The sequence below is a fragment of the Companilactobacillus crustorum JCM 15951 genome (assembly GCF_001434585.1).
Classification (GTDB): domain Bacteria; phylum Bacillota; class Bacilli; order Lactobacillales; family Lactobacillaceae; genus Companilactobacillus; species Companilactobacillus crustorum.
Genome location: NZ_AZDB01000006.1, coordinates 17,203 through 30,826 on the forward strand (window position 1 = coordinate 17,203; position 13,624 = coordinate 30,826).

13 protein-coding genes are annotated in these 13,624 nt (G+C 35.5%); 12 read left to right on the top strand and 1 reads right to left on the bottom strand.

Going from position 1 to position 13,624, the window contains the following annotated elements; genetic code table 11:
- Nucleotides 1-124 precede the first annotated feature (124 nt).
- Nucleotides 125-889: a helix-turn-helix domain-containing protein gene (locus FD26_RS02875; RefSeq protein ID WP_057866935.1), complete on the top strand. Its 765-nt coding sequence runs from the start codon at nt 125-127 to the stop codon at nt 887-889.
- 774 nt (nt 890-1,663) lie between these two features.
- Here the strand turns inward: FD26_RS02875 and FD26_RS02880 are convergent.
- Complete coding sequence (locus FD26_RS02880; RefSeq protein WP_057866936.1) at nt 1,664-2,302, bottom strand: YigZ family protein; 639 nt, start codon at nt 2,300-2,302, stop codon at nt 1,664-1,666.
- A gap of 29 nt (nt 2,303-2,331) precedes the next feature.
- Between FD26_RS02880 and FD26_RS02885 the strand changes: the two genes are divergently transcribed.
- The 11 genes from FD26_RS02885 (at nt 2,332) to pstA (ending at nt 13,621) form a co-directional block, all read left to right on the top strand.
- On the top strand, nt 2,332-2,883 hold the full coding sequence (locus FD26_RS02885) for a DEAD/DEAH box helicase family protein (RefSeq protein WP_057866937.1): 552 nt from the start codon (nt 2,332-2,334) through the stop codon (nt 2,881-2,883).
- Between the two features lie 100 nt (nt 2,884-2,983).
- On the top strand, nt 2,984-3,478 hold the full coding sequence (locus tag FD26_RS02890; protein ID WP_261766173.1) for a helicase-related protein: 495 nt from the start codon (nt 2,984-2,986) through the stop codon (nt 3,476-3,478).
- A gap of 290 nt (nt 3,479-3,768) precedes the next feature.
- Nucleotides 3,769-4,155, top strand: coding sequence for a ComF family protein (locus tag FD26_RS11240; protein WP_082596219.1), 387 nt, complete (start codon nt 3,769-3,771; stop codon nt 4,153-4,155).
- A 96-nt stretch (nt 4,156-4,251) separates the two neighbouring features.
- Nucleotides 4,252-4,800, top strand: a complete 549-nt coding sequence (gene hpf, locus FD26_RS02900; protein ID WP_057866940.1) for a ribosome hibernation-promoting factor, HPF/YfiA family — start codon at nt 4,252-4,254, stop codon at nt 4,798-4,800.
- Between the two features lie 208 nt (nt 4,801-5,008).
- Complete coding sequence (secA, locus tag FD26_RS02905) at nt 5,009-7,369, top strand: preprotein translocase subunit SecA (protein WP_057866941.1); 2,361 nt, start codon at nt 5,009-5,011, stop codon at nt 7,367-7,369.
- 41 nt (nt 7,370-7,410) lie between these two features.
- Nucleotides 7,411-8,524, top strand: a protein-coding gene (gene prfB, locus FD26_RS02910; RefSeq protein ID WP_186809286.1) for a peptide chain release factor 2 whose coding sequence is annotated in 2 segments (ribosomal slippage) — nt 7,411-7,482 and nt 7,484-8,524 — 1,113 coding nt in all. Because the reading frame shifts where the segments join, the coding sequence is not laid out codon by codon here.
- Nucleotides 8,521-9,186, top strand: a complete 666-nt coding sequence (locus FD26_RS02915) for a response regulator transcription factor (RefSeq protein WP_057866943.1) — start codon at nt 8,521-8,523, stop codon at nt 9,184-9,186. Before prfB ends, FD26_RS02915 begins: the two co-directional genes overlap by 4 nt.
- Nucleotides 9,187-9,188: 2 nt before the next feature.
- Nucleotides 9,189-10,838 carry a sensor histidine kinase gene (locus FD26_RS02920; protein WP_057866944.1) on the top strand — a complete coding sequence of 550 codons (1,650 nt, stop codon included), beginning with the start codon at nt 9,189-9,191 and terminating at the stop codon, nt 10,836-10,838.
- A gap of 98 nt (nt 10,839-10,936) precedes the next feature.
- A complete protein-coding gene (locus tag FD26_RS02925; RefSeq protein WP_057866945.1) occupies nt 10,937-11,812 on the top strand; it encodes a phosphate ABC transporter substrate-binding protein PstS family protein in 876 nt (291 codons plus the stop codon).
- A 1-nt stretch (nt 11,813) separates the two neighbouring features.
- Nucleotides 11,814-12,734, top strand: a complete 921-nt coding sequence (gene pstC / locus FD26_RS02930) for a phosphate ABC transporter permease subunit PstC (protein ID WP_057866946.1) — start codon at nt 11,814-11,816, stop codon at nt 12,732-12,734.
- On the top strand, nt 12,734-13,621 hold the full coding sequence (gene pstA / locus FD26_RS02935; RefSeq protein WP_057866947.1) for a phosphate ABC transporter permease PstA: 888 nt from the start codon (nt 12,734-12,736) through the stop codon (nt 13,619-13,621). The genes pstC and pstA overlap by 1 nt, the downstream gene beginning before the upstream one ends.
- The last annotated feature ends 3 nt before the right edge of the window (nt 13,622-13,624 follow it).

Genomic DNA, 13,624 nt, shown 5'->3' on the forward strand with positions numbered 1-13,624 from the left:
CTGCTTTTTTTGTCTCTATAATTAACTCTACAAGTAATAGATGCTAATTCTATTGAGTTCTTGAAGCTGTAGGTAGTATATATATTGCAAGACCTTTTAAATAAAACTCATGGGAGAAGTTGAAATGGAATTAAGTGAACAATTAAAGAACTATCGAAAAAGAGAGAGTTTGACGCAAAGACAGTTAGCAACCAAATTGAATGTTTCAGATAAGACAATTTCTAGCTGGGAAACAGAACGAACTTATCCAGATATTTCTTTATTGATTGAAATTAGTTCAATTTTAAATCTCTCCTTGGATGATTTATTAAAAGGAGATAGTAATACGGTGGAAAAGATTGATAAGGATTTAAAATTAAAGAAGGTTTATAAGTGGTGGTTGATTGGCATAGTTTTAATTTTCATTGTTATTGGAGGTAGCGTTGCATTTTTGATCAGTTATCAATATGAAAATGAAATGGTTGATCGCTTTAATCCGCTTCTTTCGAAAAAAGTCGGTTATACGGCACTTCCAACCGAAAAAACAGCAGTTGAATCTGATTATGCTGTTATACATGAGGGAAATAAGCGAAAAAAAGCTTTAGGGATGCCATTTAAGCATATGGTTGTAACCGATGATGCTTGGGGCAATTCGGAGTTTTTAACCTTTCAAGGGGGATTGCCACCAATTGATAAACCCTTTGCGATGGTAGAACACCGCGGCATCTACGTTTCAAGAATAAATTTTGTTGATTGGGATTCAATTCCAAAAGCGATTAGAAATAATATGTATAAAGATTATGCTAAATATCGCGGGATGTATGAAAACTGGCAAGATTCAGAAAAGAAACTTCCTAAGGAAATTAGGAATAAGGAAAAAACCTTTATGATGCGTGTTGGAAGTTATTAAAAAAAGTGTAATTCGAATAAATTTGATTCGTACTCAAGCTTGGTTATAGCGTGAGTACGTTTAAATTCCCGTCCTCCACAAAAATTGGGAATGCTGTTGGAACGCTATGGGCCGATTTGAAACTAATTATTTTACACTTCGTGAAAAATAATGGATTTCCAAACTCGGCCTCATTGTAACCGACAAAGCCGGTAACAATGATCTCATAGCTGAACGCATTCCCAATTTTTGTGGAGGACTGAATCCTACTTTATTCATTAATTATTGTAAAATTTGAATAGCAGGTAAAAACGGCCACTGTTAAGAGATCCAAGCATAAATATATGTCTGGAATACCTAACAGTGGCCGTTTNGGAGGACTGAATCCTACTTTATTCATTAATTATTGTAAAATTTGAATAGCAGGTAAAAACGGCCACTGTTAAGAGATCCAAGCATAAATATATGTCTGGAATACCTAACAGTGGCCGTTTTTTTAATTTACTATTTAATTTTTATTCAATTAGAACCAAGAATTTAATCGGTAGTAAAAAATCTGTGAGCCCTCAGTGGTGATATTGTACTTAGCTTGCGTAGCAAGGTTAGTACAAGACCGAGCTTAGAGATCCATGATTACGCACGAAGTGTGGAATTAGTAGCTCTAAGTCGCGTCCACCACGTTCCAGTGGCCCACAGATTTTTTGCGGACGATGGCATATTTCAACCACATCAGTTAGTATTTCTCACGCTATAACCAAACTTGAGAAAGAGCCTAAATTTTCGAATTACATTTTTTTAATTAGCTTCAAGGGGAATTTGTTTGTAAGTTTTGTCAGTTTCTTTTAACGTAATTTGGTTTTGAAAGAGATCTTTGATTGTTTGAACGGCTTTATCGGCAATATTTAAATCTAGATAAATTTCACATTTAACATCAGCTGTGAATTGCTTGTTTTCTAAATTAATTTTTTCATTACGAGCATAATTTTCAAATTTATCAAAGAGATGATAAGGAATAGTTAATTGAAAACCTTGTTGAATACGATTTTCAACTAAGCCAATCTCTTTAACTGCTTCAGCAGTGGTAGAGGAGTAAGCTCTGATTAGGCCACCTGCACCTAATTTGATTCCTCCAAAGTAACGTGTTACGACAACTGTTACGTTTTGTAATTCCTGTTGTTGGAGAACGTTTAAAATGGGAGGACCTGCAGTTCCGCTAGGTTCACCATCATCAGACATTCGTTCAATCAAAACGTTATCCATTACGATAAAAGCCGTACAATTGTGTGTTGCACCTGATTCTTGGTCTCGAACTTGTTGGATAAAGGTTTTAGCTTCATCTTCAGAGAAGGTTTGAGCTATATGGGCGATGAAACGAGATTTTTTAATATCTTTTTCATAGCTGCCAGTTTGAGCAATTGTTTTATAATTTTGCAAAAAATAATCTCCCTTGCGTAATTTTTAGTATGGAAAAATTAAATGAATATTTAGGTGGTCGAATTTTAAAGCTAACTGATATATCTCCTTTTCAGTTAGCTGAGTTAGAACAGGGCAGCAGGCTAGTAGCTGCTAATTATAAGAAAAAAAATAAAATCTTTTGTCGAAGATGTCTGATGGAAATTCAGCCACTGCCGATTAAATTTCAGTATTGTCGTAACTGCATTAACCTCGGAAAAATTCAGGCAACAGATAAACTGCTAATTACTTCAACAGACGTGAATTTTCCACGGCAGAAGCAATATTTAAGCTGGAGTGGGCAATTAACTGTCAATCAACAAAAAGGCGTTAGAGAGCTTCTAAGAGCTTTTGAAAACAGAAGCGATCATTTGGTTTGGGCTGTGACCGGCGCTGGTAAGACTGAAATGATTTTCCCACTAGTTGAACAAGCTTTAGTAAATAATCAGCGTGTGGCTATTTGTTCGCCTCGAGTTGATGTCTGTGTTGAATTATATCCTAGAATTAAAACGGCTTTTCCTCAAACTAGCATCGGATTATTTCATGGAAAAAGTCAGGAATAATTGTTTATTTGTCAGCGACGCCACCTAAAGAATTATTAGTAAAAGTGAATCAGGGGGAAATATCCTTAACTAAATTGTATCAAAGATCCATGGACATCCATTGCCGCAGCCTCATTGCCATTTACTCTTTAAAAGTATTGATTTTTGGCAAATAAATCCCCGCTTAAGGCGACATCTAAAAAGGCTTATTCGAAAGAACGCCCGTTTTATGATTTTCTTTCCGCAAATTCCTATTATGAAATTATTTGCTAAACAATTAAAGAAATTATATCCATCATTAAAGTTTGTTGATGTCAGTTCTAGAGACAAATATCGTTTGGAAAAGGTTCAACAATTTCGAGATCATAAAGCTCAAGCTATTTTAACGACAACTATTTTAGAACGTGGAGTAACTTTCAAAAAGGTTTCAGTAATTGTTTTAGAGGCGCAGGCAAGAGAATTTTCAAAAACTTCACTGATACAAATTGCAGGTCGCGCTGGTCGTGGCAAGGATTCTTTTGATGATCCAGTTCATTTTTATTACCGTTACTACAATCAACAGATACGTTTGGCATGTGAGGAAATCAAATATTTGAATAGGCAGGCAAAAAAATGAAATGCCTTTACTGTGGAAATATAATTTTGAATCATTTAAATTTAAAAGAAATATTTTTGTATAAAGAGATAAACAAAAATTATATTTGTGATTTTTGTCGAAACCAGTTAGCTCCCTTAATAGGACGTGATAATTGTCCTCGGTGTATGAAGCCCAATAGTCCTCAAATCTGTTTAGACTGCCGTTTTTGGGAACAAAAATATCACATTATTAATTGCCATCAAGCATTGTTTGAGTATAATCAGTTCATACACAGCTACTTCAAGCTGTATAAAAGATATGGAGATGTCTTGTTAGCTCGATTGTTTTATCAAGATATAAAGAGTTGGTCTCAGAAAAATCACTTTGATGTAGTTACTTATATTCCTGCCAGTCAAAGTCATTTTCAAATACGAGGCTTCGATCCTGTGTATGAACTTTATGCTGATATCTTTGATTTAAAATTACTTTTAAAGAAAAATGATGCTGATAAGCCACAAGCACAGAAGAATCGAAGCGAGCGTTTGAAGACGCCACAGACTTTTTTGCCATTGCCAGAATTGATGAAGATTCAAAAAAATCAAAGAATTTTAATCTTGGATGACATTTATACAACTGGTCGAACTTTGATGCATGCTTATGATATATTTTTGAGAGCTGGATTTAAAAATATTTGTACATTTTCACTCTCAAGATAGTGAAAACGTTGTCATGTGGGCTTAAGAATATTATAATTGCATTAAAGAGATGTAAGAACACTCTTTAATTTCCTATCGTCGGAAGGAGAGATTATTATGTTAACTATTAATGTACGTGGTGAAAATATTGAAGTAACTTCATCAATTCGCGAATATGTCGAGAAGAGAATTTCCAAGATGGAAAAGTATTTCAGTGATGAAAGCAATCCAATTGCTCATGTAAACTTAAAAACATACCCTTCAAAAGGTACAAAGGTTGAAGTAACAATTCCATTGCCATATATCACACTCAGAGCTGAAGAGGTCAATGATGATCTATATGCCGGAATTGATCTTGTAGTCGATAAACTTGAAAGACAAATCAAGAAATTTAAGACACGTGTAAATCGTAAGAGCCGTGAAAAGGGTAGTCTAAAGGATATTCCTTTGGATGATATTACTCCTGAGGATACGGATGAGGATAAGACAAATATTGTCAGAACAAAGCGTCTATCATTGAAACCAATGGATTCTGAAGAAGCTGTTCTACAAATGGAAATGCTTGGACATGAGTTCTTTATCTTTGAAGATTCAGAAACAAATGGTGCAAGTATTGTTTACAAACGTAATGATGGTAGATATGGTTTGATTGAAACAAATGAATAAAATATTACTTTAAGCCGAGGCAAACTTAGTGCCACGGCTTTTTTGTATTTCCAGAAAGGTTTTGTAAACTATTCTTAACACAAAGAATTAGAAAATGGTGTATCATTGTAACTCTGAAAGTCTGTTTAAATTATATTGAGTTTAAAATTATAAAAAAAAATGCTACTATTAAGAGTATGTTTATAACACTTAGGAGAGATATATTAATATGGCAAATCCACTAAGAAGATGGGTCGAAAGCGATAAAAGAGAAGTTAAACGTATGGGCAAGATTGCCGATAAGGTTGAAAGCTATGCTGATGCTTACAGCAAGCTCTCTGATGAAGAACTTCAAGCTAAGACTCCCGAATTTAAAGAAAGACTAGCAAAGGGTGAAACATTAGATGATATTTTACCTGAAGCATTTGCTACAGCCCGTGAAGGTGCTAAAAGAGTTCTTGGACTATATCCATTTAGAGTGCAATTGATTGGTGGTATTACTTTACATGAAGGTAATATTGCTGAAATGAAAACTGGTGAAGGTAAAACTTTGACAGCTACATTGCCAGTTTATTTAAATGCTTTGGCAGGCAAGGGTGTTCATGTTGTTACAGTTAACGAATACTTATCTGGTCGTGATGCTAAGCAAATGGGTGAACTTTACAACTGGTTAGGCTTAACGGTTGGCTTGAACATTAATAGCATGGATTCTGAAGAGAAACGTGCAGCCTATAATTGTGACATTACTTATTCAACTAATAGTGAATTAGGTTTTGATTATTTGCGTGATAACATGGTTGTTTACAAGGAACAAATGGTACAACGTCCACTTCATTATGCAATTGTCGATGAAGTTGACTCCATTTTGATTGATGAGGCTAGAACTCCCTTGATCATTTCTGGAGCTGCTGAAAAATCAACTGCAATGTATGTACGTGCTGATCGTTTTGCTAAGACTCTTGAAAAAGATGATTACAAGATTGACTGGCCTACAAAATCAATTAGTTTAACTGAAACAGGTATTAGAAAGGCTGAAGATTACTTTGGTCTTGATAACCTTTATGATATTGATAATACTGTTTTGAATCATCATATGGATCAAGCTTTACGTGCTAACTATATCATGAGTTTAGATATTGATTATGTGGTGCAAGAAGGCGAAGTTAAGATTGTTGATCAATTTACTGGTCGTGTTATGGATGGTCGTCGTTATTCAGATGGACTACACCAAGCTATTGAAGCTAAAGAAGGCGTAGAAATCCAAGATGAAACTAAGACCATGGCTAATATCACTTATCAAAACTTCTTCCGTATGTATGATAAGTTGTCTGGTATGACTGGTACAGCTAAGACTGAAGCAGAAGAGTTTAGAGAAATTTATAACATGGAAGTTATTTCAATTCCAACCAATAAGCCTGTTATCCGTGACGATAAGGATGATGTTTTGTATCCAACTTTGAAGAGCAAGTTTGCAGCTGTTGTAAAAGATATCAAAGCTCGTCATGCTAAGGGTCAACCAATTCTAGTTGGTACTGTTGCGGTTGAATCTTCTGAGTACTTATCAAAACTTCTTGATAAAGAAGGTATTCCTCATGCTGTCTTGAATGCTAAGAACCATGCTAAGGAAGCTGAAATCATCATGAATGCTGGTCAACGTGGTGCTGTTACGATCGCTACTAATATGGCTGGTCGTGGTACTGATATCAAGCTTGGACCTGGTGTAGTTGAACTTGGTGGTTTAGCCGTTATCGGTACTGAACGTCACGAATCACGTCGTATTGATAATCAGCTTCGTGGACGTTCTGGTCGTCAAGGTGATCCTGGTGTAACACAATTTTACATGTCACTTGAAGATGACTTAATGAAACGTTTCGGTTCTGAACGTATCAAGCATGTGCTTAAATCTTTGAAGATTGAAGACGATGATGCGGTTATTCAAAGTCGAATGATGACTCGTCAAGTTGAGTCAGCTCAAAAACGTGTTGAAGGTAATAACTACGATACACGTAAAAATACTCTTCAATATGATGATGTTATGCGTGAGCAACGTGAAGTTATCTATAAAGAAAGAATGGAAGTTATTAACGAAGACAAAGATCTTGATCGTGTCTTGCTTCCAATGCTTGAACGTACAATTAAAGCTCAAGTCGATGTTCATACTCAAGGAAAAGAAGAAGATTGGGAATTGGAAGCTATTGCTGACTTTGCTAAATCTGCTTTGGTAAACGAAAATGAAATCAGTGTCGTTGATCTTCAACTTAAGACACCAGATGAAATTGTAAAATACTTGATGGACTTCGTTCATAAGAATTATGAACAAAAGAAAGAACAACTTGGCGATCCTGCTCAAATGCTAGAATTTGAAAAGGTTGTTATCCTTAGAGTTGTTGATGAACATTGGACAGATCATATCGATGCTATGGATCAACTACGTCAATCAATTGGTCTCCGTGGTTATGGACAATTGAATCCTTTAGTTGAGTACCAAGAAGAAGGATATCGTATGTTTGAAGAAATGGTTTCTGATATTGAATATGATGTTACAAGATTATTCATGAAGGCCGAAATTAGACAAAATATGGAAAGATAAAAGCGGGCCAACGGCCTGCTTTTTTTTATAAGGGTGATTTAATGGAATTCGGAGAAATTAAAAATAGAATCTCTGATATGGAGAATAAAATAACTCAATTTAGGGGGTCTCTTTGACTTAGAAAATCTTGAAGAGAGTATCGCCGAAAATGAAGCCAGAATGACTCAAAATGGTTTTTGGGATGATCATGAGAAAGCTCAAAAATTAATCGATGAGAATAATGCTTTGAAAGATAAGTTCGATAATTTTAAAGCATTGAGCGAAGGTTTAGAAAATTTACAAGTTTTGGCTGAATTATATCAAGATGATCCTGAAGAAGATTTAATGCAACAATTGGAAGATGATTCCTCAAAATTAGCTGATAAATTGAGATCTTATGAGTTAATGATGCTGCTGTCCGAGCCATATGACTCTCATAATGCTATTTTAGAAATTCATCCCGGAGCAGGTGGAACTGAGTCGCAAGATTGGGGATCAATGTTATTGAGAATGTATCAACGTTGGGCTGATCAACATGGATTCTCAGTTGAAGTTGAAGACTATCAACCAGGTGATGAGGCTGGTATTAAGAGTGTTTCAATTATGATTCGTGGTAAAAATGCATATGGTTTGTTGCGGTCAGAAAGAGGCGTTCATCGGTTGGTAAGAATATCGCCGTTTGATTCGGCTGGACGTCGTCACACCTCGTTTGCCTCAATAGATGTTATGCCTGAATTAGATGACAGTATTCATGTTGAGATTAATGATGACGATTTACGTGTTGATGTTTTCCGTTCTTCAGGTGCTGGTGGTCAACATATCAATAAGACTTCCTCAGCTGTTAGAATTACCCATTTGCCAACTGGAATCGTCGTTAGTTCTCAAGCACAACGTTCACAATTGCAAAATAGAGAAACAGCTATGAATATGTTGAAAGCCAAATTGTTCCAACGTGAACAAGAAGAACAGGCTAAGAAACATGCTGAAATTCAAGGTGAGCAACTGGATATCGGTTGGGGCTCACAAATCCGTTCTTACGTATTCCATCCATATACAATGGTCAAGGATCATCGCTCAAACTATTCAACAAGTAATGGTCAAGCCGTAATGGATGGTGATTTAGATCCATTTATCTATGCTTACCTCCAATGGAAATTACAAGGAGCCAAACAATGAAAAAGAAAATCTTAGTTGTCGATGATGAACCTTCGATTTTGGAGCTTATTGAATACAATTTGGAAAGTAACGATTACCAAGTATCTACTGCAACTGATGGGCAAATGGCACTTGATAAAGTTAATGCCAGTGATTTTGATTTAATGCTATTAGATCAAATGTTGCCTAAGTTAAGTGGAATTGATGTTTTGAAAAAAATGCGTCAAACTGGTAATCTGACTCCAGTTATATTTTTGACGGCTGTGGATTCTGAAGATAACAAGATTGAAGGCTTGATCAGTGGTGCAGATGATTATGTAACCAAGCCATTCAGTATTAAAGAATTGTTAGCGCGAATAGAAGTGGTCCTTAGAAGGACAGCACATCAAGAAAAGGAAAAGAGCTTTCAGCTCAATACCGATGTTAAGGGTTTAATGATTGATGGAAATGAAATTCCTTTAACAAAAAAAGAATATGAATTATTGTCGTTTTTAATTAGAAATAAAGGGATTGTAGTTTCCAGAGAACAAATTTTTGATAATGTTTGGGGAATAAATTCAAATTCACAAATGCGGATGGTTGATATCCAAATAAGTCACCTCCGTGATAAAATTGAACAGGATACAAAAGATCCGCAAATAATAAAAACCGTACATGGATTCGGTTATATTTTAGAGGTATAACGATGAAAAGAAGAATAGGGCCAGTAGTTTCGATTTTGATTTCTATAGCTGTCTTTATCATCTTGGTAACCTTTTCCGATAGTATTTTAGGAAATTCCCAAAATGATATGTTTACCGAAGAAACAGTTTCTTATCAAGAACTGAAGAAAAACCATGATCCAGCCGATGCTGCTAAAATAGCAGGATTGGACTATGTTGATAGCACTAAGGAAAATACTGCAATCCAAAAACGAGCTTATGATATGTATCATAATGGTCGCATAGCGCCAGGTAAAAATTATGTAACGGATACAACTTTTAATACTAGAATTATGTACTTCATGTCTGGATCTAACCGACATATTGTTGCCAAAAAATATAATCGCTTATGGAGTCAAAGTCCGATGACATTTGTGATTGTTATGTTGATGTATTTTTTGATTACTGATTCAGTTATTCTGTTCTATTATCGTAAACGTCAGCAGTTAAGCAATGATATCAAGAGTGTTACAGAAAACCTTCGACGGGTTCGTAAAAATAAAGAGATGGCTTCATTAATCCTTTCTCCAGATGATGAATTATATGGTTTAGTTGAACAAACAAATAAGATCAGTATGGATATCAATGATCTTCGGGATGATGTCCGTTTGCGTGAACGTCGTTTTAGAGGATTAGTAGGACATTTGCCTATTGGGGTAATGCTCTTGAATTCTCAGGGGGATGTTTTGCTACATAATCAAGCGATGTCTAATCTTTTGGATGTTAATATTTCGAATGATATTCATCCTTTCATTGAAGACGTTAAGACGTATAGCTTAAGTCGTATGATCGAGCATACTTTACGCAAAAATAAAAACCACCATCGCGAGATTCAGTTGGTTGGTAATTCCCAAAAATTTGTTGATGCTAACGTAATTCGTTTGATTCATTCACGTGAAGATTTTGATCAACAAGTATTGGTCATCTTGTATGATTTGAGTGAAAGTCGTCAAATTGAACGAATGCAAGTTGATTTTGTCAATAATGTCAGTCATGAATTGAAGACTCCAGTGACATCAATTGAAGGATTTTCAGAGACACTTTTGAATGGTGCCAAAGATGATCCTAAAAAATTGGATCACTTTTTGGAAATTATTCACAGTGAAAGTGTTCGTCTAACTGAGTTAATTCAAGATATCCTATCGTTATCTAAAGTTAAACGAGATACTGAAAAGACTGATATGATTAATTTACACGATGATGTTAATCGCATTTTAGATCATCAAGCAATTATTATTAAGAAACATAATTTGACAGTTAACCAGAAGTTTTCCGGTAATCCAGAAGTAACAGTTAATAAAGAAAAGCTTAATTTAATTTTTAGTAATCTAATAAAAAATGCTATTTCTTATAATAAAGAGAATGGCAAGATCGATATAGATGTTAGTCACGATGAAATTGAAAATCGAATTAAGTTTGTGGTTCAAGATAGTGGAATTGGAATTTCTGAAGAAGATCAAGGACGTATTTTTGAAAGATTCTATCGAGTTGATCGTTCGAGAAGTTTGGAAACCGGTGGAACTGGTTTAGGATTGGCTATCGTTAAGGAAACTTTGGATACACTTGATGGTGATATCAGAATTGAGTCGCATAAAGGTTTAGGTACAAAATTTACGGTTGATATACCACTTTAAAAAAATTGCTGCAACAAAATATTTTATTTTGTTACAGCTTTTTTTTATACAAAAAATATACATTGTTGTACTATCCTAATTGGATAGAGGTGAGAACATTGAAAAAAAGACTTGTCGCATTATTTGCAATTATTTTACCAACGATTTTTATTTTAAGTGGTTGCAAAGGCAGCGGAAGCCAAGAGACTATTACAGCAGTTGGATCTTCAGCTGCTCAACCATTAGTAGAGCTCGCTGGGGAAGAGTTTACTAAAAACAATCCCAATCAATATGTTAATGTTCAGGGAGGCGGAACTGGTACTGGACTGAGTCAGATTCAACAGGGCGCAGTTAATATCGGTAATTCCGATCTTTATGCTGAGCAAAAAAAAGATATCGATGCTAGTAAATTAGTTGATCATCGTATTGCAGCTGTCGGTATGGTGCCCGTTGTAAATAAAGATGTTAACGTCAAATCTTTGACTATTAAGCAATTAAGACAAATATTTTCAGGTCAGGTTACTAACTGGAATCAAGTTGGTGGACAGAATTTAAAAATAACGATTATTAATCGCGCTGATGGTAGTGGAACCAGGGCATCATTTGAAAGCGATGTTATGAACGGGACTCCTTTTGTGCGCTCCCAAGAGCAGGATTCAAGTGGTATGGTACGACAAATTGTCTACAATACCGCTGGGGCTATCAGTTATTTGGCTATGCCGTATTTGAACGATACAGTCAAAACGGTCAATGTTAATGGTGTGAAACCAACTATCAAAAATATTGAAGATAATAATTGGAAAATTTGGTCATATGAACATTTGTATACCAATGGGCAACCAACAGGGATGACTAAGAAGTTCCTTGATTTCATTATGACTGATCACGTTCAAACGAATGTTGTTCAAAAGATGAATTATGTTCCTATTAAAGACATGAAGTATCAAAAAGATTATAAGGGCAATATTACGCCCGTTTCAAAGGGGGTAAAGTAATTTGAAAGATCCAATTAGAGAGAGTTTAACGAAGAAGTCTGTTTCCGCCAAGCGTGAAACCCGTGGTAAAATTATATCTTTAAGTTTTACTGCCATTATTGTTTTATTAGTTATTACTATTATTGGTTTTATCGCATCACGTGGGTTGATTATCTTTGTAAAAGATGGCGTTAATCCAATTGATTTTTTGACGCATTCAGTATGGTCGCCTAATAAATTGGATAGTGCTGGTCATCCAATTGTTGGAGCAGCGCCAATGATTATTGGTTCCTTTGCGGTTACGTTGATTGCGGCTTTAATTGGAACTCCCTTTGCGATAGCTGCAGCTATTTTTATGACAGAAATATCTCCTAAATGGGGACGGAAGGTTTTACAGCCAGTTATTGAACTATTGGTTGGTATCCCTTCAGTTGTTTATGGTTTTATTGGTTTAACGATCGTAGTTCCTTTTGTTAGAAAAATCGCCGGTGGCAGTGGTTTCGGTATTTTAGCGGGGTCATTTGTACTTTTCGTTATGATTCTACCAACTATTACATCGATGTCAGTTGATGCTCTAAGAGCTGTGCCGAGATATTATCGAGAAGCTTCATTAGCTTTAGGCGCTACTAGGTGGCAGACAATCTCTAAGGTTATTTTGAGAGCAGCAACGCCGGGAATCTTAACAGCAGTTGTTTTTGGAATGGCAAGGGCTTTCGGTGAAGCTTTGGCAGTTCAAATGGTTATTGGTAATGCCATGTTGTTGCCACAGAACTTAGTTTCGCCATCATCAACTTTAACAAGTGTTTTAACTATGAATATGGGAAATACAATCATGGGATCAACAGCAAATAATGCTCTCTGGTCTTTAGCTTTACTATTGTTATTAATGTCTCTCTTATTCAACTTTGTAATTAGATCGATAGCCAAGCGAGGTGAATTCTAATGTTTAATGCAAAGACTAAGGATAAAATTGCTACGGCTATTATTTATATAATGTCTGGCATTATCGTGCTGATATTGGCAGGATTATTGGTCTATATCCTCGGCAGTGGTTTGCGTTATGTTAATTGGCACTTTTTAACATCAGGTTCAAAAGCCTTTCAAGCTGGTAGTGGCGTGGGAATTCAATTGTTTAATTCATTTTTCCTTTTGATACTTTCAATGATTATTTCTATTCCGATTTCAATTTGTGCCGGAATTTATCTTTCAGAATATGCTGGTAAGAATAAATTGGTCGAATTGATTCGAGTTTCTATTGAAGTTTTAAGTTCATTGCCATCAATCGTAGTAGGACTATTTGGTTTTTTAATTTTCGTAATTAGTTTTAAATTTGGCTTTTCTATTCTTTCTGGTGCTTTAACTTTAACAGTTTTTAATTTGCCAATTTTAACTAGAAACGTCGAGGATTCTTTAAGATCAGTTCCACAGTCGCAGCGTGAGGCTGGATTAGCTTTAGGACTATCTAAATGGGAGACTGTAATTCATGTTATTATTCCCGACGGTTTGCCAGGTATTATCACTGGGATGATTATTGGTGCTGGGAGAGTTTTCGGTGAAGCAGCTGCCTTAATTTATACAGCTGGTCAAAGTGCACCGCCACTTGATTTTACCAACTTAAATATCTTTAGTATTACAAGTCCGTTAAATCTAATGAGACCGGCTGAAACTTTAGCAGTACATATTTGGAGGGTAAACTCCGAAGGTTTGATCCCAGATGCCGTACAAGTTTCTGCCGGAGCTTCGGCAGTTTTGATTATTGCTGTGTTACTCTTTAATTTGCTTTCGAGATATATTGGTAATTTAGTTTATAAAAAGATGACGGGTGAATAAGTT

What these genes read in the sequence shown, in the direction of transcription:
- hpf (WP_057866940.1), top strand. Translation starts at nt 4,252, where the DNA reads ATGTTAACTATTAATGTACGTGGTGAAAATATTGAAGTAACTTCATCA.
- FD26_RS02885 (WP_057866937.1), top strand. Translation starts at nt 2,332, where the DNA reads ATGGAAAAATTAAATGAATATTTAGGTGGTCGAATTTTAAAGCTAACT.
- FD26_RS02920 (WP_057866944.1), top strand. Translation starts at nt 9,189, where the DNA reads ATGAAAAGAAGAATAGGGCCAGTAGTTTCGATTTTGATTTCTATAGCT.
- FD26_RS02875 (WP_057866935.1), top strand. Translation starts at nt 125, where the DNA reads ATGGAATTAAGTGAACAATTAAAGAACTATCGAAAAAGAGAGAGTTTG.
- pstA (WP_057866947.1), top strand. Translation starts at nt 12,734, where the DNA reads ATGTTTAATGCAAAGACTAAGGATAAAATTGCTACGGCTATTATTTAT.
- secA (WP_057866941.1), top strand. Translation starts at nt 5,009, where the DNA reads ATGGCAAATCCACTAAGAAGATGGGTCGAAAGCGATAAAAGAGAAGTT.
- FD26_RS02915 (WP_057866943.1), top strand. Translation starts at nt 8,521, where the DNA reads ATGAAAAAGAAAATCTTAGTTGTCGATGATGAACCTTCGATTTTGGAG.